Here is a 23,916-nt window from a genome sequence, read left to right as displayed (position 1 = left end):
ACTGCGCCTAACGGGTGGCGGGGGCGTAGGTGCGGCGCAGGAAGCGGCGGAGCGCGGCGATGTCGAACTGGACGACGGCCACCCCGTCGGGGGAGTGGAACTCGACGACCGCCTGGACGCGGCCGCAGGGCCACACGCGGACGTCCCCGGTACCCGTCGGGGCCAGCAGGCCCGCCTCCAGCAGCGCGCGGGGGAAGACCCACTCGTTGTCGGTGCCCTCGGGGGACAGCTCGGCGGGGAACACGATCCGTACGGCCAGCGGTTCGTCCGTCGCGAAGCGCAGGCGGACCGGGATGGTCCGGTAGAGGGGGTCGTCGGTGATGACGCGGGCGCGTACCCGCTCCTCCACGGCGGTCGTGTCTGCGGTCGCTGGCGCGTTCTCGGCGGGGGCTGACATCGACGGGCTCCTCGAAATCGGAACATTTGCGTCCGTTTGTCCGTCCAGCCTCGCACATTCCGACGAAAACGCGAGGCACTATTTGTGACGCGGCCGCTCTTGCCAACTGTTTGCAACTGGGCACTATTCTTGAACGGTTAAAGATTTTGTGAGGTAAACAGGAAGCGGAGCCGCTCCATGCATGTGCCCGACGGATTCATCAACGCACCCGTCTCGGTGGCCGCCGGAGTGGTGGCCGCGGGCGCGGTCGCCGTCAGCCTCCGCGGCGCCCGCCGCGAACTCGACGAGCGCACCGCGCCGCTCGCCGGCCTCGTCGCCGCCTTCATCTTCGCCGTGCAGATGCTGAACTTCCCGGTCGCCGCGGGCACCAGCGGCCACCTCCTCGGAGGGGCCCTCGCCGCGATACTCGTCGGCCCCTACACCGGAGTGCTCTGCGTGTCGGTCGTCCTGCTGATGCAGGGCATCCTCTTCGCCGACGGCGGCCTGACCGCCCTCGGCGTCAACATCACCGTCATGGGCGGCGTCACCGTCCTCGTCGCCTACGCCGTCTTCCGCGGCCTCCTCAAGGTGCTGCCGGCCACCCGCCGCTCGGTCACCGTCGCCGCCTTCACCGGAGCCCTGCTCTCCGTACCGGCCGCCGCGGCCGCCTTCACCCTCGTCTACGCCGTCGGAGGGACCACGGACGTCCCGATCGGCAAGGTGCTCACCGCGATGGTCGGCGTGCACGTGCTGATCGGCATCGGCGAAGCCCTGATCACCGCCGCGACCGTCGGCGCCGTCATCGCCGTGCGCCCCGACCTCGTCCACGCCGCCCGCGGCCTCGGCGCCCCGCTGAAGCTGCGCGTCGGCGGCGAGCTCGTCGACGCCCCCGCCGCCCCGGCCCCGGCCGCCGCACCGGCCGCCGCCCGCTCCACCCGCGCCGTGTGGCTGACCGGTCTCGCCACCGCCCTCGTCCTGGCCGGCGTCGTCTCCTTCTACGCCTCCGCCAGCCCGGACGGGCTGGAGAAGGTCGCCGCCGACAAGGGCATCGACGAGAAGGTCGAGGACCACGCGGCCGCCGACTCCCCGCTCGCCGACTACGGCGTCAAGGACGTGGAGAACCCCCGCCTGTCCGGCGGCCTCGCCGGGGTCATCGGCGTCGGCGTCACCGTCGCCGTCGGCACCGGGATCTTCTGGACCGTGCGCCGCCGCCGCGCCGACGAGCTGACCGCCACCTCCACCGCCGCCCCCTCGGCCCACTGACATGGGAGCCGGCCACGCCCACAAGCTCTACCGGCACGGGCACTCGCCCGTCCACGCGCTGCCGCCGCATTGCAAGATCGCCGCGGTCTTCGCCTTCGTGGTCGTCGTCGTCTCCACGCCGCGCGAGGCGATGTGGGCCTTCGCCGCGTACGCCGTCCTGGTCGCCGCCGTCGCGGCGGCGGCCCGGATCCCGGCCGGATTCCTGCTGCGCAGGCTGCTGATCGAGGTTCCGTTCGTGGCCTTCGCCGTGCTCATGCCCTTCGTCGCGGAGGGCGAGCGGGTGGAGGTGCTCGGCATGTCGCTGAGCGTCTCCGGCCTGTGGGGCGCCTGGAACGTACTCGCCAAGGGCACCCTCGGCGTGGCCGCCTCCGTGGTCCTCGCCTCGACGACCGAACTGCGCTCCCTGCTGCTGGGCCTCCAGCGGCTGAAGCTGCCGCCCCTGCTCGTCCAGATCGCCTCCTTCATGATCCGGTACGGCGACGTCATCACCGGTGAGCTGCGGCGCATGTCCATCGCCCGCCGCTCGCGCGGCTTCGAGGCCCGCGGGATCCGGCACTGGGGCGTCCTCGCCAAGACGGCCGGCGCCCTCTTCATCCGCTCCTACGAACGCGGCGAGCGGGTCTACCTCGCGATGGTCAGCCGCGGCTACGCCGGCTCGATGCCGGTGATCGACGAGGTCTCGGCCAGCCGCGCCCAGTGGGCGTACGCGGCCGTGCTCCCGGTGACGGCGCTCGCCGTCTGTCTGATGGGATGGACGCTGTGACCGCTGCTTCCGCTTCCGCCGCCGCCCCGCCCCCGCCCTCCCTGGAGGTCTCCGGCGTCGCCTACGCCTACCCCGACGGGCACCAGGCCCTCTTCGGGGTCGACCTCACCGTCGGGCACGGCGAACGGGTGGCCCTGCTCGGCCCCAACGGCGCGGGCAAGACCACCCTGGTCCTGCACCTCAACGGCATCCTCGGCGGCGGTGTCGGCACCGTGACCGTCGCCGGACTGCCGGTCGAGAAGCGCCACCTCGCCGAGATCCGCCGCCGCGTCGGGATCGTCTTCCAGGACCCCGACGACCAGCTGTTCATGCCGACCGTCCGCGAGGACGTGGCCTTCGGCCCGGCCGCCGCCGGAATGCGCGGCGCCGAACTGGAGGACCGGGTCTGCGAGGCCCTGGAACAGGTCGGCATGGCGGCCTTCGCCGACCGGCCGCCCCACCACCTGTCCTTCGGCCAGCGCCGCCGGGTGGCCGTGGCGACCGTACTCGCGATGCGCCCGGAGATCCTCGTCCTCGACGAGCCCTCCTCCAACCTCGACCCGGCCTCCCGGCGCGAACTGGCCGACATCCTGCGCTCCCTCGACGTCACCGTCCTGATGGTCACCCACGACCTGCCCTACGCGCTGGAACTGTGCCCCCGCGCCGTCATTCTCAGCGAGGGCGTCATCGCGGCCGACGGCCCCACCCGCGAGCTGCTGTGCGACGAGGACCTCATGGGCGCCCACCGCCTGGAACTCCCCTTCGGCTTCGACCCCCGCGCCACCGCCGCCCCCGGCCGCCGCCCGCGCTGACCGGCCGCGCCCGCCCGGGAAGCAGGACCGGCCCGCGCGCGTTGCACCCTCGTGTACGGCGCCGCACGCGCGCCGTCGCGGACACGCGAGCAGCACGCGCACAGCACACGAGGAGAGTCGGCCGTGGAGGTCCAGGGGACGGTGGCGGAGGGCTTCGAGGCCGTCCGGGAGGCGTTCGTACGCAACTTCGAGGTCCTCGGGGACCGGGGCGCGGCCGTCGCCGTGTACCGGGACGGCCGCTGGGTCGTCGACCTGTGGGCCGGTACGAAGGACGCCGACGGCGCGGCCGCCGGGCCCTGGGAGGCGGGCACGGCCCAGGTGGTCCGCTCCGCGACCAAGGGCGTCGCGGCGGCCGTCCCGTTGCTGCTGCACCAGCGGGGCCTGCTGGACCTGGACGCGCCGGTCGGCGCGTACTGGCCGGAGTTCAAGGCGGGCGGCAAGGACCGCGTACGGGTCCGCGACCTGCTCGCCCACCGCGCGGGCGTCCCGGCGCTGGACCGGTCACTGACCCCGGCGGAAGCCGTCGACGGGGTGAGCGGGGCGCGCGCCGTGGCCGCGCAGGCAGCCCTGTGGGAGCCGGGCACCGCCCACGGCTACCACGCCCAGACGTACAGCTGGCTGCTGTCGGAGCTGGTGCTGCGGGTGACCGGGGTCTCCCTCGGCAGCTGGCTCGCGGAGCACGTCACCGGGCCGCTCGGACTGGACTTCTGGATCGGCCTGCCGGACGCCGCCGCGGGCCGGGTGGGCCGCGTCGCCCCCGTGGAAGCGCCGGAGCACGCGGGCGCGCTGAAGACCCGCCCGCGCAGAAACGTTTCCGAGGCGTACGCCGACCCGCACTCCCTGACCCGGCGCGCCTTCGCCGCGATCGACCCCCTGCCCGACGAGAACGACCCCGCGTACCGGGCGGCGGAGCTCCCGGCCTCCGCCGGCATCGGCACCGCCCGCGCCCTGGCCGGCTTCTACGCGGCGCTGCTGGGCGACACCGAGGACGGCGCCCGCCTCTTCGCGCCGGAGACCGCCGCGCTGGCCGGCACCGAGCTCTCGTCCGGACCGGACCGGGTCCTGGTCGTCAACACCCGCTTCGGCCCCGGCCACATGCTGCACGGTCCCGCGTCGCCGCTGCTGTCCCCGGCGTCCTTCGGCCACCCGGGGCGGGGCGGATCGCTGGCGTTCGCGGACGCGGAGGCGGGCATCGGCTTCGGCTACGTCACCAACGGCCTCGCGAAGTCCGTCACCGCCGACCCGCGCGCGCAGGCCCTCGTACGGGCGGTCAAGGCCTGCGCGTAGCCCCGCCGGCCCCAGTCCCGGTCCTGGTCCCGGTCCCGGTCAGGCGCGTTCGCGCACGTCGGCCAGCGCGGCCCCCGCGTGCGCGATGAGCTCCCTCGGGGCCATGGGGAACACCGAGTGCGGGGTGCCCGCCGCCGCCCACACCACCGCGTGGTCCAGCAGGGCGGGATCCGCCAGGACCCGCGTCCGGGTGCGGTGCCCGAAGGGCGGGACGCCGCCGATGGCGTAGCCGGTGGTCTCGCGGACCAGCGCCGCGTCCGCCCGCGTCACCTTCCCCGCGCCCAGCTCCCGCCGTACCGCCGCCACGTCGACCCGCGAGGCCCCGTCCATCAGCACCAGCACCGGGACCCCGTCGGCCGCGAACACCAGCGACTTCACGATCTGGCTCAGCTCGCAGCCGATCGCGGCGGCGGCGTCGGCCGCGGTCCGGGTCCCCTCGGGAAAGGTCCGTACGGAGAGTTCGAGCCCCAGCCCGGCCAGAGCCTCGGCGAAGAGGGGATGCGTGGTCGTCATACCGCGACACTAGCGCCGTGACCGGAAAGGTCCACCGGGTTGCGACGCCGTCGGGTGCGTCAGGAGGCGTTCAGCACGCGGGCGACGATCGGGCCCGCCGCGTCCGCGCCGTGGCCGCCGGCCTCGACCATCGCGGCGGCCGCGACGTCACCGCTGAACCCCGTGAACCAGCTGTCGGGGCTGCCCGCGCCGTCGACCTCCGCCGAACCGGTCTTCGCACCCTTGTCGGAGCCGCCGACCGCGGACATCGCGCCGGCGGCGGTGCCGTCGCCGGTGGCCGTCCGCTTCATCATGCGGACGAGCTGTGCGGACACCCCGGGCTGGAGCGGCCGGGAGGCCGTGGCCAGGGTCCGGCCGTCCACGGAGGCCTTGACGACCACCGGCTGGCGGAACACCCCGGTCCGGGCGGTGGCCGTGATCGAGGCGAGGTTCAGCGGGTTCATCTGGATCGCGCCCTGGCCGATGTACTCGGCGGCGGCAGCGGGACCGGAGGTCACCGGGACGGACCCGTCCTCGGTAACGACGCCGGCCTTCCAGTCCAGCCCGATGCCGAAGACCTCCTTGGCCTCGCGCGGCAGCGCGCCGTTGTCGCCCACCTCGTTGATCAGGCCGATGAAGGCGGTGTTGCAGGACCGGGCGAAGCTCGTCGAGAACGGCTGCCCCTGCAGACTGAAGCCGCCGAGGTTGCGGAAGGGCTTCCCCTCCCACGACACGCTCGGCAGGCACTCCGCCGGCTTGTCCGCCGCCACCAGGCCCTTCTCCAGCAGCATCGCCGCCGTCACGATCTTCATCGTGGAGCCGGGCGCGCGGCGCCCGCGCAGCGCCGCGTCGAAGCCGTCCCTGCGGTGGTTGGCGACGGCCAGGATGTCGCCGGTGCTCGGCTTGACCGCGACCACCGAGGCCTCCGGGTACGCGGCCACGGCCTTCTCCGCGGCGGCCTGCACGTCGGCGTCCAGTACGGTCTCGATCTTCCCGGGCTTGCCCTCGACCAGCGTCAGCAGGGACCTCTTCGGCGCGTCCGCGGCCGTCGGCTCGATCCACAGCTCGACGCCGGGGGTGCCGCCCGCCTTCTCGCCGTACGTCTTGCGGAGCTGCTCCAGCACCGGCCGCAGCGAGGGGTACAGCTCGGCCGTCAGCTCCTTGCCGTCGCGGTCGACCGCCTTGACCGGCGGGCTGGCCGGGGTGCCCGCGCGCAGCTTCTCGTCCTTCTGGAGCTGCGGGTGGATGACGGATTCCTGCCAGTCCACGAGCGGCTTTCCGGTGCTCACGCCGCGTACGACGGTCAGCTGGGAGTCGTAGACGAGGGGCTTGGTCGTGCCCTCGTACGTGACCTCGGCCTCCACCTTGAACGGCACGGTGGTGCCGTTCGGGGTGCCGGGGGTGATGACCGCCTTGGAGACGTACGCCTTGGCCTTGTAGTCGGCGACCGCCGTCCGCGCGGCCTGCGTGTTGTTGGTGAGCTCGGCCGCCGTGCCGTCGTCGCCCGCCGCCCACGCGGCGAGGAAGGCCTTCGCGGTGGCGACGGCGTCCTTCTCGCCGACGGGTCCGTTCCCCTTGGGCGCGGGGGCCGTCTTGGCCTCCACCCCGCCGCCGTTCCCGCCCCCGCTCTCGTCCGCGACCAGCGTGTACGCGCCGTATCCTGCTCCGCCGACCATCGCCAGGAACACCCCGCCGATGATGGCGCCCTTTGCCGCCCCGTTCATGTGCGTCCTCCCCCGAAGCACAGTTCTCTGAACATGTTCAAAGAACCCCTGGTGCGGACCTTACTCTGCGCGAGCACCCGTCACCGCTTTTGTTACCGGACCGGAACATCGCCCGGACGGCGGGGCCGCTGGATTCGTGCGGGGCCGCTAGATCCAGGTGTCCAGCCACATCCTGTTGCGCCAGGAGTCCATCGGGAGGGTCTGGCCGGTGTAGATGGGCCAGAAGTAGATGAAGTTCCAGACGATCAGGAGTACCAGGACGCCCGCCCCGATCGCGCCGAGGGTGCGGCGGCGTTCGGAGGAGCCCGCCGGACCCAGCAGGGCGCCGATCATCATGGCCAGCGCCAGGCACAGGTACGGGACGAAGACGACGGCGTAGAAGTAGAAGATCGTCCGCTCCTGGTAGTTGAACCAGGGCAGCAGGCCGGCGGCCAGTGCGCAGGCGATCGCGCCCGCCCGCCAGTCGCGGCGGAAGAACCACCGCCACAGCACGTACAGCAGCGCGAAGCAGCCCGCCCACCACAGCAGCGGCGTGCCCAGCGCCAGCACCTCGCGGGCGCACTTGCCCGCCTCGGTCGCCGGGCAGCCGTCCGTGCCGGGAGAGGGGGACTCGTAGAAGTACGAGACGGGACGGCCCAGGACCAGCCAGCTCCACGGGTTCGACTCGTAAGTGTGGCCCGAGGTCAGGCCCACGTGGAACCTGTAGACCTCGGTCTCGTAGTGCCACAGGCTGCGCAGCCACTCCGGCAGGAAGGACAGCGCGCTGCCCTGGTCGTGCTTGGCCGCCCAGTCCCGGAAGTAGCCGCCCTTGCCGTCGTCGGGGCTCAGGATCCAGCCCAGCCAGGACGCCACGTAGACGCCCAGCGCCACCGGGACCGTCGACAGGAACGCGGGCAGCGCGTCACGGCGCAGCATCGCCGCGTACGGGGCCCCCGCGCCGGCGGTGCGGCGCGCGGCCGCGTCCCACACCACGGTGAGGATCCCGAAGAACGCCAGCACCACCAGGCCGTTCCACTTGGTGCCGAAGGCCAGACCGAGACAGACGCCGGCCAGGATCCGGTACGGACGCCAGCCCAGCCGCAGGGTCTCGGCGGTATGGAGGTCGGGCCGGGTACGGCCCTCCTCGTCCACCGGCAGGGCCGCCGCCAGCCGGGCCCGGGCCTTGTCCCGGTCGATGAGCAGTGCCCCGAACGCCCCGAGCACGAAGAACATCAGCACCAGGTCGAGGAGCGCGGTACGGCTCATCACCAGGTGCAGGCCGTCCACCGCGAGCAGGGCGCCCGCCAGGCAGCCGAGGAACGTGGAACGGAAGAGGCGGCGCCCGATCCGGCACAGCATCAGCACCGACAGCGTGCCGAGGACCGCCGTCATGAACCGCCAGCCGAACGGGTCGAAGCCGAACATCCACTCGCCGAGGCCGATCACCCATTTGCCGACCGGCGGGTGCACGACGTAGCCCGGGTCCGCGGGCAGCGGCACCCCCGCGGGGTTGGCGAGGATCGACTTGTCGATGTCCTTCGGCCAGCTGGCCTCGTAGCCCTGCCTGATGGTGGCCCAGGCGTCCTTCGCGTAATACGTCTCGTCGAATATCACCGCCTTCGGGCTGCCGAGGTGGGCGAACCGCAGCACGCCGGCCACCAGCGCCACCAACAGCGGACCGGCCCAGGCCATGACCCGCAGCCAGGTGTCCTGCGCCGCCGGCCGGACACCGAGCGCCTGCCACAACTGGGCGGAGGGCCGGGCATAAGGGGGCACGAGCCGCGTACGGACGTCCGCGCGCGCCCCGCCCGGGGCGCTGCGCGGCGCGTAGCCGAAGCCGCGCAGGCGGCGCAGCCAGACGGGCGGCTCGTGTTCGAGGTCGCGGCCGGCCGTCGGCTCGGGCGGGGCCCCCGCGGGGCTGGGCGGCGGCGTCGCGGTACTGGTCACCGGGTCATCGTAGGGAACACCCCTGTGCGCACCCCAGCACCTCCTGGTTCCGGGTCCTCGGGGGCGGGCCCGGGCACGGGGGAGCGGCGGGTCCGGGTGAGAGGATGGGGCGGTGACCGATCAGCCCCGTTCTGCCGAAGCTTCCTCCTCCGCCGGTGTCCTCGTCCTGGCCGGTACGCCCATCGGGGACCTCGCCGATGCCCCGCCCCGGCTCGGCGCCGAGCTGGAGCGGGCCGACGTCATCGCCGCCGAGGACACCCGGCGGCTGCGCCGGCTGACGCAGGGGCTCGGCGTGCACACCACCGGGCGGGTGCTGTCGTACTTCGAGGGCAACGAGTCCGCCCGCACCCCCGAACTGGTGGAGGCCCTGGAGGCCGGCAAGCGGGTGCTGCTGGTCACGGACGCCGGGATGCCGTCGGTGTCCGACCCCGGCTACCGGCTGGTGGCCGCGGCCGTGGAGAAGGACATCAAGGTGACGGCCGTGCCCGGGCCGTCCGCCGTGCTCACCGCGCTCGCCCTGTCCGGGCTGCCGGTCGACCGGTTCTGCTTCGAGGGCTTCCTGCCCCGCAAGGCGGGCGAACGCCTCGGCCGGCTCCGCGAGGTGGAGGGCGAGCGCCGCACCCTCGTCTACTTCGAGGCGCCGCACCGGCTCGACGACACCCTGGCCGCCATGGCCGAGGTGTTCGGCGCCGACCGGCGCGCGGCCGTGTGCCGCGAACTGACGAAGACCTACGAGGAGGTCAAGCGCGGCGGGCTCGGCGCGCTCGCGCTCTGGGCGGCCGAAGGCGTGCGCGGCGAGATCACGATCGTCGTCGAGGGCGCCCCCGCCGCCGGACCGGGAGACGTGGACGACGAGGAGCTCGTGCGCCGGGTACGGGTGCGCGAAGAGGCGGGGGAGCGCCGCAAGGAGGCCATCGCGGCGGTCGCCGCGGAGGCCGGCGTACCCAAGCGGGACGTGTTCGACGCGGTCGTGGCGGCAAAGAACGCGGCACAAAAGGTGCCGTAAATCGGCAAAGGGCTACCCTGAAAGGCAAAGCTCAGACCGCGCACCGGGCGCTTTGGGCATGAGTCGCCCAAAGGCCGTCCAACAGTAGACAGGGCCTGATGCGCTCCCGCCCGAAGAGGCGTCCACTGGACATGGCACCAGTGGAACAAGAGGAGCTGGCATGAGTGAGATCGCAGACACCCCGGCACCCGCCCCGGCCCCCGTACACGTACCGGTCCCCGCGCACGCACCGGCCGCCGCGCCGGCCGTGCCGACCGCGCACGAGGCCTACTCCTTCGCGTGCATGAGGTGCGGGTACGGCTGGGAACAGGCCTACGCGATAGAACACCACGTCGACGCCAGGGGCGAGGCGTTCATCGTCTACAAGGCCGCCGGCGAGCGGGTCCCCTCGCCGCTGTCCAACCCCACCTGCCTGAACTGCGGCGGACACATCGTACGGATCATGCGGGAGGGCCAGGTCTCGACGGTCACCGGGATGCTCGACCGGCTCTACCACCACCCCGTCGCCCCCGGCATCGCCGGACCCGTTCCGGCGGGGGCCTCCACGCCCCGTGCGCCGAGGCCCCGCAAGAGGACGCCGTCGCACGACGCGCCCGGGCCCGTCGCCGTCGATCCCGCCGGGGAACGCCGCGGCCCGTTCGCCCGGCTGATGCGGCTCTTCCGCCGGTCATAAGATCGGCCGTATGAGCCCCAGCCCTTCCTCCGCCGCCTCCTCCTCCGCCTCGAAGGACGTACCGCCGCCGCTGCCCGAACCGCTCCGGGTGGCGGTGGCCGATTCGCACACCCACCTCGACATGCAGTCCGGCACGGTCGAGGAGGGCCTCGCGAAGGCCGCCTCCGTGGGCGTGACCACCGTCGTCCAGGTCGGCTGCGACGTGAAGGGCTCCCGCTGGGCCGCCGAGACGGCCGCCGCGTACGCGAACGTCCACGCGGCCGTGGCCCTGCACCCGAACGAAGCCCCCCGGATCGTCCACGGCGACCCGGACGGCTGGTCCCGCCAGGGCGCCCGGCCCGGCGGCGGCGAGGCGGCCCTGGACGAGGCCCTCGCCGAGATCGAGGCCCTCGCCGCGCTGGACCACGTCAAGGCCGTCGGGGAGACCGGCCTCGACCACTTCCGCACCGGCCCCGAGGGCATGGCCGCCCAGGAGCGTTCCTTCCGGGCCCACATCGAGATCGCGAAGCGCCGGGGCAAGGCCCTGGTCATCCACGACCGCGAGGCCCACGCCGACGTGCTGCGCGTCCTGCGCGAGGAGGGCGCGCCCGAGCGGACGGTCTTCCACTGCTACTCGGGGGACGCCGAGATGGCCCGCGAGTGCGCGGCCGCCGGCTACTACATGTCGTTCGCCGGGACGGTCACCTTCAAGAACGCCAACCCGCTGCGCGAGGCCCTCGCGGTGGCCCCGCTGGAGCTGGTGCTGGTGGAGACCGACGCCCCCTACCTCACCCCGGCGCCGTACCGCGGACGGCCCAACGCCCCGTACCTCATTCCACTGACGGTACGGGCGATGGCGGCGGTCCGCGGCCTCGACGAGGACGCCATGGCGACGGCCCTGGCCGCCAACACGGCCCGCGCGTTCGGGTACTGACCGCCCCGTCCGCCCCCCGCGCGAACGCCCGTTCGTCCGACACGCTGGGTAGTCGAACGGCTTTGAAGCGTGACGCCCGCTCCGGCTAGGGTGCCCTGCCCGAACCAGCAGGGGCCGGACCAGTGGAGCGAGCGACGTGAGCGAAACACAGGGCAGTCACCGCCGTGTCTCCTGGCCGGAGGCGGAACCGGACCCCGGCCCGGACGCGGCCGCCGGCCCCGCCACCGACGCCGCTCCACGCTCCGGCCCGGCCCCCGAGTACGACCCTGACCCCGACGGCCCCGCCCCCGACGGAGGAGTCCCCGGGCCCAGGGCCGAAGGCCGCCGGGCGGCCCGCCGCCGGGCCTCCGTACCCGCCTCCGCACCCGCGTCCGCCCCGGCCCCCGCCGCCGACGCGGCCCGGCGCCCCACCGGCCGGCGCCGGGCCGCCGACCCCGCGCCGCCCCCCGCGCCGCCCGTCCCGGACAGGGACGCCCCGTACGCCGGCCGGGCGGCCGGCAGACGCCGGGCCGCACCCCCGGAACCCGGCGGACGCCGGCGGGCGGTCCCGGCCCAGGGCGGCCCGGCCGGCCCCGGACAGAGCGGCACGGGCGGCGCGGGTGGCACGGGCGGCGCGGGCGGACAGCGCGCCGCCGGCCGCGGCCGCCGCAACGCGGCCGCCCGCGACAGCTGGCGCCGCATCGTCCCCCAGGCGCTGGTCGTCGCCTTCCTCGCGGGCGGCACCACGGCCTTCGTCGCCGCCGACAAGGCGGTCCGGCTCACCGTCGACGGAGTGCCCCGCACCCTCCACACCTTCGCCGGGAGCGTCGACGCCCTCCTCGCCGCCGAAGGCCTCGGCGTGGGCCCGCACGACCTCGTCGCCCCCGCCCGCGGCTCCGCCCTCGACGACGGCGAGGAGATCGTCGTCCGCTACGGCCGCCCCCTGCGGCTGACCCTCGACGGCCGGACCCGCCAGGTGTGGACCACCGCCCGCACCGTCGAAGCCGCCCTGCGCCAGCTCGACGTCCGCGTCGAAGGCGCCTTCCTCACCCTGCCCCGCACCGCCGCCGTCCCGCGCTCCGGCCTCACCCTCGGCGTGCGCACGGAACGCGGCGTCACCTTCATGGCCGACGGCCGCGAACGCACCATCCGCACGAACGCCGCCACCATCCAGGAGGCCCTGGACCAGGCCGGCATCACCCTCCACGGCCAGGACACCACCTCCGTGCCGCCCGGCGAGTTCCCCCGCGACGGCCAGACGGTCACCGTGCTGCGCATCACCGGCACCCGCGAGGTCCGCGAGGAGCGCATCCCCTACACGACCGAGCGGGTCGAGGACGCCTCCCTGTTCGCCGGGACCGAGGTCGTCGAGCGGGCCGGGCGGCCCGGCGCGCGCCGGGTCACCTACGGCCTGCGCACCGTCAACGGCGTCCGCCAGCAGCCCCGCAAGATCGCCGAGGAGGTCGTCCGCGAGCCCGTCCACCAGCTCGTCAAGGTCGGCACGAAACCGCTGCCGACCTCCGTCTCCGGCGCCGACAACCTCAACTGGGCCGCGCTGGCCCACTGCGAGTCCGGCGGCCGGGCCTCCGCCACCGACCCCTCCGGCACCTACGGCGGCCTCTACCAGTTCGACGTACGCACCTGGCAGGGCCTCGGCGGCAGCGGCCGCCCGCAGGACGCCTCCGGATCCGAGCAGACGTACCGGGCGAAGAAGCTCTACGTGCAGCGGGGGGCGAGCCCGTGGCCGCACTGCGGGCGCAGGCTCATGTCGTGAACGGGCTCGTGTCGTGAACGGGCTCGTGCCGTGAACGCCGTGCGGTGTCCGGTTCCCCCCGGCCGATCTGAGACGCTGTACCGGTGAGCACCGCAGAGCAGCAGCAGCCCGACGAAACCCCTTCTGACGCCCTCCTCGGGCCGGCCGACATCCGGGAACTGGCCGCCGTACTCGGCGTACGCCCGACGAAGCAGAAGGGCCAGAACTTCGTCATCGACGCCAACACCGTCCGCCGCATCGTGCGCACCGCGGCGGTGCGCCCGGACGACGTCGTCGTCGAGGTCGGTCCGGGTCTCGGCTCGCTGACGCTCGCCCTGCTGGAGGCCGCCGACCGGGTCGTCGCCGTCGAGATCGACGACATCCTGGCCGCCGCGCTGCCCGCCACCATCGAGGCGCGGATGCCCGCGAAGAAGGACCGCTTCGCGCTGGTCCACTCCGACGCCATGCTGGTGACGGAACTGCCCGGCCCGGCGCCGACCGCGCTCGTCGCGAACCTGCCCTACAACGTGGCCGTCCCCGTGCTGCTGACCATGCTGGACCGCTTCCCGACCATCGAGCGGACCCTCGTCATGGTCCAGGCGGAGGTCGCCGACCGGCTCGCCGCCGAACCCGGGAACAAGGTCTACGGCGTCCCCTCCGTCAAGGCCAACTGGTACGCGCACGTCAAGCGCGCCGGATCCATCGGCCGCAAGGTGTTCTGGCCCGCCCCGAACGTCGACTCCGGACTCGTCTCCCTCGTGCGGCGCACCGAGCCGGTCAAGACCACCGCCTCGAAGGCCGAGGTGTTCGCCGTCGTCGACGCCGCCTTCGCGCAGCGCCGCAAGACCCTGCGCGCCGCGCTGGCCGGCTGGGCCGGTTCGGCCGCGGGCGCCGAGGCGGCCCTCGTCGCCGCCGGAGTCTCCCCGCAGGCGCGCGGCGAGTCCCTCACGGTGGAGGAGTTCGCCGCGATCGCCGAGCACAAGCCCGTCGCGGAGAGGCCCGCGCTGTGAGCGTGACCGTACGGGTCCCCGCGAAGGTCAACGTCCAGCTCGGGGTGGGCGCCGCCCGCCCCGACGGCTTCCACCCCCTCGCGACGGTCTTCCTCGCCGTCTCCCTCTTCGACGAGGTCACGGCCACCCCCGCCGCGGAACTGACCGTCACCTGCGAGGGACCGGACGCCGGCCAGGTGCCCCTGGACCGCACCAACCTGGCCGCCCGGGCCGCCGAGCTCCTCGCCGCCCGTGCCGGGATCGAGCCCGCCGTCCACCTCCACATCGCGAAGAACATCCCGGTCGCGGGCGGCATGGCGGGCGGCAGCGCGGACGGCGCGGCCGCCCTGCTGGCCTGCGACACCCTGTGGGGGCTCGGCACCCCGCGCGCCGAACTCCTCGACATCTGCGCCGAGCTCGGCAGCGACGTCCCCTTCAGCCTGGTCGGCGGCGCGGCCCTCGGCACCGGCCGGGGCGAGCTGCTCACCCCGGTCGACGCGGGCTCCTTCCACTGGGTGTTCGCGGTGGCCGACGGGGGCCTGTCCACCCCGGCCGTGTTCCGCGAGTTCGACCGGCTGACCGCGGGCACCTCCGTCCCCGAACCGGAAGCCTCCCCGGAACTCCTCGCGGCCCTCGCCTCCGGCGACCCGGACCGGCTCGCGCCCGCCCTGTCGAACGGCCTCCAGGCCGCCTCGCTGTCGCTGCGCCCGCGGCTGGCCGACACCTTCGCGGCGGGCATCGGCGCCGGGGCGCTGGCCGCGCTGGTCTCCGGCTCCGGCCCGACCACGGCCTTCCTGGTCCGGGACGAGGAAGGCGCCGCCAAGGTCGCCGCCGCACTGGAGGCCTCCGGCACCTGCCGCACCACCCGTACCGCGTCGGGCCCCGTCCCCGGCGCCACGGTGCTGCCGGCCTGACCCCGCCCGGCGGCCGGGCGGCCGCGGTACCCAGCGCGATCTGAGTATCCGTACCCTGTCGCCGCGGCAGCCCGGCCACGACCGTGGGGGACATGACAGTCACCGCACGCGACATGGCCGCCGCGACCCCCGCGAGCCGCGACCGGTACGTGGACCTGCTCCGGGTCGCCTCGCTCGGCACGGTCGTGCTCGGCCACTGGCTGATGGCGGCCGTCGCCGGAGACGGCATAGGGAACCTGCTCGCCCTCGTCCCCCCGCTCCAGGTGCTCACCTGGGGGCTCCAGATCATGCCGGTGTTCTTCTTCGTCGGCGGGTTCGCGCACGCCCTCTCGTACCGCTCGCTCGCCCGCAAGGCCGACGGACCCGTCTACGCCGCCTTCCTGCGGGCCCGCCTCCAGCGGCTGCTGCGGCCCACCCTCGTCTTCGTCCTGGTGTGGGCCGCCCTCGCACTGGCCGTCCAGCTCGCGGGACTGGACGGCGGACGGCTGACCGGCGCCGCCCTGCGGGTGGTCACGCAGCCGCTGTGGTTCATCGGGATCTACCTCGCGATGGTCGCCTTCACCCCGCCCCTGCTCACCCTGCACGAACGCCACGGCTGGGCCGCCTTCGCCGCGCTCGCCGGGGCGGCCGCGCTGGTCGACGTCCTGCGCTTCGCGCTCGGGGTCCCGTACGTGGAGTTCCTGAACTTCGCCTTCGTGTGGCTGGCCGTGCACCAGCTCGGCTTCCTGCGCGCCGACGGGCGCCTCACCCGGCCGGCGGTCCTGGCCGCCGCCGGGCTCGCCGGAGCCGTCCTGCTCGTCGCGGCCGGACCGTACCCGCTGTCCATGGTCGGGATGCCCGGGGAAAAGGTGTCGAACATGGCCCCGCCCACCCTCGCCCTGCTGTGCCACGGCCTGTGGCTCGTCGGCGCCGTCCAGCTGTGCGCGGGCCCCGCCACGGCCTGGCTGGAGCGGCCCCGCGTCTGGCGGCGCGTCGTCGCCGCCAACGGCATCGCCATGACCGCGTTCCTGTGGCACCTCACCGCCATGCTCGGCGTGTACGCGGCCCAGCTCGCCCTCGGCCTCACCCTCCCCGAGCCGGCCACCGCCGCCTGGTGGGCGCAGGTCCCGCCGCGGATCCTCCTCGCGGCCCTGGTCACCGCCCTGCTGGTCGCCTGCTTCCGCCGCTTCGAAGCACCCGCTCCCGCGTCCGCCCCCGCCGCGCGGGCCCCCGGCAACGGGCCCGCCGCCGCCCTCGGCATCACCCTGTGCCTCCTCGGGATCCTCGGCCTCTCCATGACCGGCCTCGGCGGCATCCTGGAGGGCCACAGCGCCACCCTCATCGCCCTGCCCCTGACCGCACCCGCCGCCATCGGCATGGCTCTGGCGGGCGCCCTGCTGGTGGATCGGTCGGTGTCGCTCCGGAGCGTTAGGCTGAGGGGCTGATCCACACCCCTTCCCTGGAGCGCGTCTGATGGCCGTCAATCTGGTCAATGTCGAGGCAGTCAGCAAGGTGTACGGCACCCGTACCCTGCTCGACGGCATCTCCCTCGGCGTGTCCGAGGGGGACCGGATCGGTGTCGTCGGCCGCAACGGCGACGGCAAGACCACCCTCATCCGGATGCTCGCGAAGCTGGAGGAACCCGACACCGGCCGGGTCACCCAGAACAGCGGCCTGCGCATGGGCGTCCTCACCCAGCACGATTCGCTCGACCCCTCCGCCACGATCCGGCACGAGATCATCCGCGACATGGCCGACCACGAGTGGGCCGGCAACGCCAAGATCCGCGACGTGCTCACCGGCCTCTTCGGCGGACTCGACCTGCCCGGCTTCGGCCAGGGCCTCGACACCGTCATCGGCCCGCTGTCCGGCGGCGAGCGCCGCCGCATCGCCCTCGCCAAGCTGCTCATCGCCGACCAGGACCTCCTCGTCCTCGACGAGCCCACCAACCACCTCGACGTCGAGGGCATCTCCTGGCTGGCCAAGCACCTCCAGGAACGCCGCTCCGCGCTCGTCTGCGTCACCCACGACCGCTGGTTCCTCGACCAGGTCTGCACCCGCATGTGGGACGTGCAGCGCGGCGACGTCCACGAGTACGAGGGCGGCTACAGCGACTACGTCTTCGCCCGCGCCGAGCGCGACCGCATCGCCGCGACCGAGGAGTCCAAGCGGCAGAACCTGATGCGCAAGGAGCTGGCCTGGCTGCGCCGCGGCGCCCCCGCCCGGACCTCCAAGCCGCGCTACCGCATCGAGGCCGCCAACGAGCTCATCGCCGACGTGCCGCCGCCGCGCGACACCTCCGAGCTGATGAAGTTCGCCAACGCCCGCCTCGGCAAGACGGTCTTCGACCTGGAGGACGTCACCGTCCAGGCCGGCCCCAAGACCCTGCTCAAGCACCTCACCTGGCACCTGGGCCCGGGCGACCGCGTCGGCCTCGTCGGCGTCAACGGCGCCGGCAAGACCTCCCTGCTGCGCGCCCTCGCCGAGGCCGCCCGCACGCAGGGCGACGTCCAGCCCGCGGCCGGCACGGTCGTCGTCGGCAAGACCGTCAAGCTGGCCTACCTGTCCCAGGAGGTGGGCGAGCTCGACCCCTCGCTGCGCGTCCTGGAAGCCGTCCAGCGGGTCCGTGACCGCGTCGACCTCGGCAAGGGCCGCGAGATGACGGCGGGCCAGCTGTGCGAGCAGTTCGGCTTCACCAAGGAGAAGCAGTGGACCCCCGTCGGGGACCTCTCCGGCGGTGAGCGGCGCCGGCTCCAGATCCTGAGGCTGCTGATGGACGAGCCCAACGTCCTCTTCCTCGACGAGCCCACCAACGACCTCGACATCGAGACCCTGACCCAGCTGGAGGACCTCCTCGACGGCTGGCCCGGCTCCATGATCGTGATCTCCCACGACCGGTTCTTCATCGAGCGCACCACCGACACGGTGATGGCGCTCCTGGGGGACGCCTCCCTGCGGATGCTGCCGCGCGGCCTCGACGAGTACCTGGAGCGCCGGCAGCGGATGATCGAGGCGGCCGCCCCGGCGGCCCCGGCGCCGGCCGCGAAGTCGTCCGCCTCGGGGGACTCGCGCGCCGCGAAGAAGGAGCTTCAGAAGATCGAGCGGCAGCTCAACAAGATGTCCGACCGCGAGTCGAACCTGCACGCGCAGATCGCCGAGAACTCCACCGACTACGACAAGGTCGCCAAGCTCGACGCCGAGCTCCGGGAACTGATCTCGGAGCGGGACGACTTGGAGATGCGCTGGCTGGAACTGGCCGAAGAAGCGTGAGTCCGGACACTTTTGAGCGCCGTCCGGTCGGATAACGGCCGAGTCACGGGCCGGTCCTCCCTTGGGAACAGGGGTCGGACCGGCCCGTCGCATGTCGGCCACGAGTGATAGAAAGGGTCGTTCTACCGACCGCTTGACCGCCTGACGCCGAAGGTATGCGCTGATGACCGAGCCGCCCCAGCCGCCGAACCAGCCGCCGCCGCCGTCCGGTTACGGACACTTGCCCGGCCCTCCCCAGCAGGGGTACGGATTCCCGCCACAGGGCGCCAACCCGTACGCCCAGCAGCAGCCGCCGACCGTTCCGCAGCCCGTGCAGCAGGGCGGCTACGGGTTCCCGCCCCCGCCGCAGGGCATGCCCCCCGTCCCGCCGCCGCCCGGCCGGCGCAAGCCGGCCGCGCTGATCGCGGCCGCCGTCGCCGGCGTGCTCGTACTGGGCGCCGGCGGCTGGTTCCTCCTCGCGGGGGACGACGGCAAGGCGCCCAAGGAACCCGTCGCGCAGAGCCCCGCCCCCTCCGGCGAACCCTCCCCCTCGGCCTCCGTGGACAAGGGCGACGGCAAGGGCGCCGGCGTCTCGTACCCGACCGACCTCAACTCCGGCCGCAAGCCCGGCGAGGACAAGGCGCTCTGGCTCAAGACCGCCAAGATGGAGGGCCCCGCCGTCGGGATCCCGACCGCCGGGCAGTGGGTGGTCGGCGACGCCGTCGTCAAGACCGTCGACAAGTCCGTCGTGGCCTACGCGGTGGCCGACGGCAAGGAAAAGTGGAAGCTCGACCTCGGCACGAAGATCTGCGGACTCACGGGTCAGACCACCCCCGACGGCAAGACCGTCATGGTCGTCAAGAACGCCGACGACTCCAACTGCAACCAGATGAAGCTGATCGACCTCAAGGGCGGCAAGGAGGTCTGGACCAAGGAAGTCGTCATGGACGGTTTCTTCAAGTCCGCCGTCGACACCACGGTCACCCTCACCGGGGACACCTTCGCCCTCGGCTGGATGGGCGGCCTCAGTGCCCACCGCCTGAGCACCGGCGACAAGCTCTTCTCCGACGCCGGCCCCGAGGGCTGCAAGCCCACGGACTACGCCGCCGGCAACGGCAAGATGATCGCCGTGGCCATGTGCCAGGACGCCGACAAGACCGTCGAGATCCAGGACGCCGACCCGAACACCGGCAAGAAGACCTGGTCCTACAAGCTCCCCAAGGGCTTCCAGGTCAAGGCCGTCTACTCGGTCAGCCCGACCGTCATCGACGCCCAGAACCGCGAGACCAAGCAGCGCGGCATCCTCGTCATCGACGACAAGGGACAGAAGCGCAACTCGCTCTCCGGCGACGGCAACTTCACGATCAACTGCGGCGGCAGCAGCACCAGCGAGGGCCTCCAGCACTGCGGGAACTCCGTCGTCGACGGCGACACCGTCTACCTGGGCACCGGCGCGGAACTGGACACCGCGAGCGCCGAGATCGTCGCCTTCGACCTCAACACCGGCAAGACCAAGTGGCGCACCAAGGCCGGCGACAAGCAGACCTTCGTCCCGCTGAAGGCCGCCAACGGCCAGCTGACCGCCTACCGCAGGGGCGCCCTCGACGAGCCCGGCGAGATCGTGTCGCTCCCGGCCGGCAGCGGCACGCCCAAGGTGCTCCTGAAGCTGCCCTCGGGCCCCGCCGCGAAGATCGAGGGCTCCTTCATGTTCTCCCAGACCGCCTACGAGGACGGACGCTTCTTCCTCTCCGTCACCAGGCTGGCCGGCGAGGGCAAGGAAGAGAAGCTCCTGATGGCCTTCGGCAAGTGAACGAGTCCACCGAGCCGCCCACCGAGAGGCAACAGCACTCCATGAGTACCCCGCCGCCCCCGCAGCAGCCCCCGTCGGGAGGCTTCGGCGCGCCCACGCCGCCGCCCCCTTCGGCCCCGCCGACCGTTCCCCAGCCGCCGGCCCAGCCGCCGACCCAGCCGGCCGGATACGGCTACCCCCAGCAGCAGCCCGGCTACGGCTACCCGCCGCAGCCGGGTACCGTCGTCCAGGCCCCGGCCCAGCGCCCGGCGGGCGGCGGCAACGACAAGCGCACCCAGCTGATGATCGTCGGCGCCGCCCTGCTGGCGATGGTCATGATCATCGGCGGCGGCTTCTGGTACGTCTCCGGCGACGGGGACGGCGGCCAGACCGTCGCCGAGGGCGACCCCACCGGCTCGGCCGACCCCAAGGCCCCCGCGGCCCCGGGCGGAACCGAGAAGGCCCCGTCCAACCCCAAGTCGAAGACCCTCGTCAACGTCCCGAGCCCGGCGCCCGCCGAGGTCGTCTCCGTCGACGGCTCCTGGCTCACCGACTCCACCTACGTCAAGTCCGACGTGGCGAAGGTCGTCGGCTACAACCTGGTCGACGGCGGCAAGAAGTGGGAGCTCCCGCTCCCCGCCCAGATCTGCGGCGCGACCAAGCACGTCACCGACAACAAGTCGGCCATCCTCTTCCAGGAGGCCATGCCGACCGAGGACAAGAAGTACCCGCAGTGCACCCAGGTCGGCGTCATCGACCTGAACACCGGCAAGCTCGTGTGGTCCGCCACCGCCAAGTCCGCCACCGGCGGCGACAAGCCGGTCAGCTTCAACGAGGTCTCCATCAGCGGCCAGACCGTCGCCGCCGGCGGCCTCAGCGGCGGCGCCGCCTGGAGCCTGGCCGACGGCAAGTCCCTGTGGACGCCCAAGGTCGACGGCGAGGGCTGCTACGACCTCGGCTACGCGGGCGGCGAGGCCCTCGCGGTCCTGCGCAAGTGCGGCCGGATCCCCAACCAGACCCTCTACGCGCAGATCCTCGACCCCGTCAGCGGCGCCCCGAAGTCCTCGTACAAGCTGTCCCCGGGCATCGAGTGGGCCGGCATCATCTCCACGAAGCCGCTCATCGTCGCCGCCGACGTCGGCGACACGGCCAAGAACGCCACCGGCGTCAGCGACCTCTTCGTCGTCGACGACGCGGGCCAGCTCAAGAGCCGCATCCCGCTCGCCACCGGCAACTACGCCCCCGAGTGCCCCGCCACCGAGGTCGAGCAGTGCTCGAAGATGGTCGTCGGCAACGGCAAGGTCTACCTCCCGACCTACGAGCACCAGGGCTCGGGATCCTCCGTCGGCCGCACCAACGAGCTCGTCTCCTTCGACCTGGAGACCGGCAAGGCCACCACCGACCGGGCCGACGCGGGCGAGAGCTACACCATCACCCCGCTGCGCATGGACGGCTCGAACGTCATCGCCTACAAGTCGCCCCCGTACAACAAGGGCGGCCAGATCGTCAGCATCGACAGCAAGACCATGAAGGAAACCCTCCTCATGGAGAACCCGCCGGAGAAGACGGGCCAGCGCGCCGAGGGCCAGTTCTCGGCGGACCACTCCGAGTTCCGCTACCACAACGGCAAGTTCTTCATCTCGCGCACGATGGTCCGCAAGCCGTACTCGGACAAGGCCGACCCCGAGTTCCTCTTCGTCTCCTTCACCGCGAGCTGACCGCGGGCCGGCCGCGCGCCGACCGCGGCCGACCGCGAGCGGTCCCACCCCGAAGCCCCCGGAAGGTCCGCCCTTCCGGGGGCTTCTGCGCGGTAACCGGCACGCCCCGTCGAACAAGCGTGTAGCTTGCCGGGTCAGAAGGATCTGGGGTGGGAGCCTTGAATGGGCGTACGGGTCATGGTGGTCGACGAGCACCGGCTGCTGGCCGAGGCGCTCGCCTCGGCACTGAAACTGCGCGGGCACCGGGTGCTCGCGGCGGCCGCGCCGACGGCCGGAGCCGCCGAACTGGTCATCAGCCGCGCCCCGGAAGTCTGTCTGTTCGGCACCGCCACCCCCGCCGACCCCGGGATCTTCGAACCCGTCGCCCGGATCAAGCGGGAGCGCCCGCAGATCGCCGTCGTCGTCCTGGGCCCGGTGCCCAGCCCGCGCGGGATCGCCGCGGCCTTCGCCGCCGGGGCCTCGGGCTACGTACGCCACGACGAGCGCATCGAGGGCGTGGAACGGGCCCTGGCCAAGGCCCGGGCGGGTGAGGTGGCGATCGCCCCCCAACTGTTGCAGGGGGCCTTCGCCGAGCTGCTCAACCCCGCCGCCCAGCCCGACGACGAGGGCAGCCGGCTGCTGCGGATGCTCACCCCGCGCGAGGTGGAGGTGCTGGTCCGGGTCGCCGAGGGCGAGGACACCCGGCTCATCGCCGCCGGGATGGCGATCGCGCCGAGCACGGCCCGCACCCACGTCCAGCGGGTGCTGATGAAGCTGGGCGTGGGTTCGCGGCTGGAGGCGGCCGCGCTGGCCGCGCGCACCGGTCTGCTGGACCGGGCCGTGCTGCCCGCCCGTCCGCAGCCGGCCGCGGAATGAGTCGCGCGGCTCCGGCGATTTCCCCGGAGCCGCGGAATCCGGTAAGCCAGTCACCAGCACGCGCGTACGCGTGCGTCCGCGAGCAGTAGGAGTGCGAGTGAGCAAGTACCTGGTCACCGGCGGCGCCGGATACGTGGGCAGCGTCGTCGCCGCCCGTCTCCTGGAGACCGGCCACGAGGTCACCGTCCTCGACAACTTCTCCACCGGCTTCGGCGAGGGAGTCCCCGCGGGCGCCACCGTGATCGACGGCCGGATCCAGGACGCCGCCGAGCACCTGGACCCCTCCTACGACGCGGTGCTGCACTTCGCGGCCTCCTCGCAGGTCGGCGAGTCCGTCGTGAACCCCGGCAAGTACTGGGACAACAACGTCGGCGGCACCCTCGCCCTGCTCGACGCGATGCGCGGCGCCGGGGTCCGCAGGCTCATCTTCTCCTCCACCGCCGCGACCTACGGTGAGCCGGCCGACGGCCCGCTCACCGAGGACTCGGTCACCGCGCCGACCAACCCCTACGGCGCCTCCAAGCTGGCCGTCGACCACATGATCGCGGGGGAGTGCGTGGCGCACGGCCTCGCGGCGGTCTCGCTGCGCTACTTCAACGTGGCGGGCGCCTACCGCGAGTTCGGTGAGCGGCACGATCCCGAGACCCACCTGATCCCGCTGGTCCTCCAGGTCGCCCTGGGGGAGCGCGCGTCCATCTCGGTGTTCGGCGAGGACTACCCGACCCCGGACGGCACCTGCGTACGGGACTACATCCACGTCGCCGACCTGGCGGAGGCGCACCTGTCGGCGCTGGAGGCGGCGGCCGAGGGCGAGCACCTGGTCTGCAACCTCGGCAACGGCAGCGGCTTCTCGGTCCGCGAGGTGATCGAGACCGTCCGCAAGGTCACCGGCCGGGACATCCCGGAGACCGTCGCCGCCCGCCGCCCCGGTGACCCGGCGGTACTGGTCGCCTCCGCGCGCGCGGCGCACGAGCGCCTCGGCTGGACCCCGACCCGCTCGGACCTGACCACCATCGTCACCGACGCCTGGAACTTCGCCCGCGGGCAGCGTTCCTGACCCCGGCCCGCCCCGGCCCGCCCTGCCCCGGCCCGCCCCGCGCGCCGCAGGTCCGCGGCCGTCCCCCGCGCCCCTCGCACCCGACCGGTGCGGGGGGCGTGCGCGTGTGCGGCGGGCGCGGTGCGCGGGCGCTCTGCGCGGGCGCCCAGCGTGCGTACGCCGGGTGAAAGCCCCCTCGTGCAACTGCCCATGGCACACTCCGGCCCCGATTGCTCCGTCCGGACCCTCAGGGCCATCGAAAACCAGCCACCCCAAAGCCTGTTCGGGACCCGCCCAGCGGAAAATCCCCGGAAAAACTTCTGCTATTCGGCCAACCGCGAGACGCCCCCGGCCCTACGCTGATGCGTGACACCGGTGGGGGCCGGTGTTGATTCAGGGGTCGAGACACGCCGGGTACGGCGTCCGGTCCGGGGTAGTGCA

20 protein-coding genes are annotated in these 23,916 nt (G+C 73.3%); 16 read left to right on the top strand and 4 right to left on the bottom strand.

Translation table 11 applies throughout. The features are described 5' to 3' along the window. Positions 1-7: 7 nt before the first annotated feature. Positions 8-397, bottom strand: coding sequence for an SsgA family sporulation/cell division regulator (locus ABZZ17_RS05030; protein WP_356872102.1), 390 nt, complete (start codon positions 395-397; stop codon positions 8-10). A gap of 177 nt (positions 398-574) precedes the next feature. On the opposite strand from ABZZ17_RS05030, the gene ABZZ17_RS05025 reads away from it, so the two are divergent. The 4 genes from ABZZ17_RS05025 (at position 575) to ABZZ17_RS05010 (ending at position 4,480) form a co-directional block, all read left to right on the top strand. Then, a complete protein-coding gene (locus ABZZ17_RS05025; protein WP_356872100.1) occupies positions 575-1,639 on the top strand; it encodes an energy-coupling factor ABC transporter permease in 1,065 nt (354 codons plus the stop codon). A 1-nt stretch (position 1,640) separates the two neighbouring features. Continuing rightward, positions 1,641-2,402 carry a cobalt ECF transporter T component CbiQ gene (gene cbiQ / locus ABZZ17_RS05020; RefSeq protein ID WP_356872098.1) on the top strand — a complete coding sequence of 254 codons (762 nt, stop codon included), beginning with the start codon at positions 1,641-1,643 and terminating at the stop codon, positions 2,400-2,402. Next, positions 2,399-3,193, top strand: coding sequence for an ABC transporter ATP-binding protein (locus tag ABZZ17_RS05015; protein ID WP_356872096.1), 795 nt, complete (start codon positions 2,399-2,401; stop codon positions 3,191-3,193). Before cbiQ ends, ABZZ17_RS05015 begins: the two co-directional genes overlap by 4 nt. Positions 3,194-3,316: 123 nt before the next feature. Beyond that, positions 3,317-4,480: a serine hydrolase domain-containing protein gene (locus tag ABZZ17_RS05010; RefSeq protein ID WP_356872094.1), complete on the top strand. Its 1,164-nt coding sequence runs from the start codon at positions 3,317-3,319 to the stop codon at positions 4,478-4,480. 39 nt (positions 4,481-4,519) lie between these two features. Here the strand turns inward: ABZZ17_RS05010 and ABZZ17_RS05005 are convergent, their stop codons facing one another. The 3 genes from ABZZ17_RS05005 to ABZZ17_RS04995 all read right to left on the bottom strand — a co-directional run bounded on the left by ABZZ17_RS05005 (position 4,520) and on the right by ABZZ17_RS04995 (position 8,529). After that, positions 4,520-4,993: a YbaK/EbsC family protein gene (locus ABZZ17_RS05005; RefSeq protein ID WP_356872092.1), complete on the bottom strand. Its 474-nt coding sequence runs from the start codon at positions 4,991-4,993 to the stop codon at positions 4,520-4,522. Between the two features lie 59 nt (positions 4,994-5,052). After that, positions 5,053-6,696 carry a penicillin-binding transpeptidase domain-containing protein gene (locus ABZZ17_RS05000; RefSeq protein ID WP_356872090.1) on the bottom strand — a complete coding sequence of 548 codons (1,644 nt, stop codon included), beginning with the start codon at positions 6,694-6,696 and terminating at the stop codon, positions 5,053-5,055. A gap of 147 nt (positions 6,697-6,843) precedes the next feature. Further along, positions 6,844-8,529, bottom strand: coding sequence for a phospholipid carrier-dependent glycosyltransferase (locus ABZZ17_RS04995; protein ID WP_356872444.1), 1,686 nt, complete (start codon positions 8,527-8,529; stop codon positions 6,844-6,846). Between the two features lie 205 nt (positions 8,530-8,734). On the opposite strand from ABZZ17_RS04995, the gene rsmI reads away from it, so the two are divergent. The 12 genes from rsmI to galE all read left to right on the top strand — a co-directional run bounded on the left by rsmI (position 8,735) and on the right by galE (position 23,496). Continuing rightward, positions 8,735-9,628: a 16S rRNA (cytidine(1402)-2'-O)-methyltransferase gene (rsmI, locus tag ABZZ17_RS04990; RefSeq protein WP_356872088.1), complete on the top strand. Its 894-nt coding sequence runs from the start codon at positions 8,735-8,737 to the stop codon at positions 9,626-9,628. 283 nt (positions 9,629-9,911) lie between these two features. Next, the gene (locus ABZZ17_RS04985; protein ID WP_356872442.1) at positions 9,912-10,301 is read left to right on the top strand and encodes a hypothetical protein; all 390 of its coding nucleotides are present in this window, start codon (positions 9,912-9,914) and stop codon (positions 10,299-10,301) included. A gap of 10 nt (positions 10,302-10,311) precedes the next feature. Continuing rightward, positions 10,312-11,214 carry a TatD family hydrolase gene (locus tag ABZZ17_RS04980; protein WP_356872086.1) on the top strand — a complete coding sequence of 301 codons (903 nt, stop codon included), beginning with the start codon at positions 10,312-10,314 and terminating at the stop codon, positions 11,212-11,214. A 136-nt stretch (positions 11,215-11,350) separates the two neighbouring features. Further along, positions 11,351-12,967 carry a ubiquitin-like domain-containing protein gene (locus tag ABZZ17_RS04975; RefSeq protein WP_356872084.1) on the top strand — a complete coding sequence of 539 codons (1,617 nt, stop codon included), beginning with the start codon at positions 11,351-11,353 and terminating at the stop codon, positions 12,965-12,967. Positions 12,968-13,050: 83 nt separating this feature from the next. After that, complete coding sequence (rsmA, locus tag ABZZ17_RS04970) at positions 13,051-13,956, top strand: 16S rRNA (adenine(1518)-N(6)/adenine(1519)-N(6))-dimethyltransferase RsmA (protein WP_356872082.1); 906 nt, start codon at positions 13,051-13,053, stop codon at positions 13,954-13,956. Beyond that, positions 13,953-14,849, top strand: a complete 897-nt coding sequence (locus ABZZ17_RS04965) for a 4-(cytidine 5'-diphospho)-2-C-methyl-D-erythritol kinase (protein ID WP_356872080.1) — start codon at positions 13,953-13,955, stop codon at positions 14,847-14,849. Before rsmA ends, ABZZ17_RS04965 begins: the two co-directional genes overlap by 4 nt. A 92-nt stretch (positions 14,850-14,941) precedes the next feature. Next, positions 14,942-16,273, top strand: a complete 1,332-nt coding sequence (locus tag ABZZ17_RS04960; protein WP_356872078.1) for an acyltransferase family protein — start codon at positions 14,942-14,944, stop codon at positions 16,271-16,273. Between the two features lie 28 nt (positions 16,274-16,301). Further along, positions 16,302-18,098: an ABC-F family ATP-binding cassette domain-containing protein gene (locus tag ABZZ17_RS04955; protein WP_356872076.1), complete on the top strand. Its 1,797-nt coding sequence runs from the start codon at positions 16,302-16,304 to the stop codon at positions 18,096-18,098. Between the two features lie 163 nt (positions 18,099-18,261). After that, positions 18,262-19,887, top strand: coding sequence for a PQQ-binding-like beta-propeller repeat protein (locus ABZZ17_RS04950; protein WP_356872074.1), 1,626 nt, complete (start codon positions 18,262-18,264; stop codon positions 19,885-19,887). After that, positions 19,884-21,584, top strand: coding sequence for a PQQ-binding-like beta-propeller repeat protein (locus ABZZ17_RS04945; RefSeq protein ID WP_356872072.1), 1,701 nt, complete (start codon positions 19,884-19,886; stop codon positions 21,582-21,584). The genes ABZZ17_RS04950 and ABZZ17_RS04945 overlap by 4 nt, the downstream gene beginning before the upstream one ends. A 162-nt stretch (positions 21,585-21,746) precedes the next feature. Then, entirely contained in the window at positions 21,747-22,439 is a 693-nt protein-coding gene (locus ABZZ17_RS04940; protein ID WP_356872070.1) for a LuxR C-terminal-related transcriptional regulator, read from the top strand. Between the two features lie 97 nt (positions 22,440-22,536). Next, positions 22,537-23,496, top strand: a complete 960-nt coding sequence (galE, locus tag ABZZ17_RS04935) for a UDP-glucose 4-epimerase GalE (RefSeq protein ID WP_356872068.1) — start codon at positions 22,537-22,539, stop codon at positions 23,494-23,496. The last annotated feature ends 420 nt before the right edge of the window (positions 23,497-23,916 follow it).

Origin of the sequence: Streptomyces sp. NPDC006512, assembly GCF_040611935.1 — a bacterium.
GTDB lineage: Bacteria > Actinomycetota > Actinomycetes > Streptomycetales > Streptomycetaceae > Streptomyces.
Note: the sequence above shows the minus strand (reverse complement) of the source record. Positions and strands in the feature narration are given on the sequence as shown.

What these genes read in the sequence shown, in the direction of transcription:
- ABZZ17_RS05030 (WP_356872102.1), bottom strand. Translation starts at nt 397, where the DNA reads ATGTCAGCCCCCGCCGAGAACGCGCCAGCGACCGCAGACACGACCGCC.
- ABZZ17_RS05025 (WP_356872100.1), top strand. Translation starts at nt 575, where the DNA reads ATGCATGTGCCCGACGGATTCATCAACGCACCCGTCTCGGTGGCCGCC.
- cbiQ (WP_356872098.1), top strand. Translation starts at nt 1,641, where the DNA reads ATGGGAGCCGGCCACGCCCACAAGCTCTACCGGCACGGGCACTCGCCC.
- ABZZ17_RS05005 (WP_356872092.1), bottom strand. Translation starts at nt 4,993, where the DNA reads ATGACGACCACGCATCCCCTCTTCGCCGAGGCTCTGGCCGGGCTGGGG.
- ABZZ17_RS05000 (WP_356872090.1), bottom strand. Translation starts at nt 6,696, where the DNA reads ATGAACGGGGCGGCAAAGGGCGCCATCATCGGCGGGGTGTTCCTGGCG.
- ABZZ17_RS04985 (WP_356872442.1), top strand. Translation starts at nt 9,912, where the DNA reads ATGAGGTGCGGGTACGGCTGGGAACAGGCCTACGCGATAGAACACCAC.
- ABZZ17_RS04980 (WP_356872086.1), top strand. Translation starts at nt 10,312, where the DNA reads ATGAGCCCCAGCCCTTCCTCCGCCGCCTCCTCCTCCGCCTCGAAGGAC.
- ABZZ17_RS04960 (WP_356872078.1), top strand. Translation starts at nt 14,942, where the DNA reads ATGACAGTCACCGCACGCGACATGGCCGCCGCGACCCCCGCGAGCCGC.
- ABZZ17_RS04955 (WP_356872076.1), top strand. Translation starts at nt 16,302, where the DNA reads ATGGCCGTCAATCTGGTCAATGTCGAGGCAGTCAGCAAGGTGTACGGC.
- ABZZ17_RS04950 (WP_356872074.1), top strand. Translation starts at nt 18,262, where the DNA reads ATGACCGAGCCGCCCCAGCCGCCGAACCAGCCGCCGCCGCCGTCCGGT.
- ABZZ17_RS04940 (WP_356872070.1), top strand. Translation starts at nt 21,747, where the DNA reads ATGGGCGTACGGGTCATGGTGGTCGACGAGCACCGGCTGCTGGCCGAG.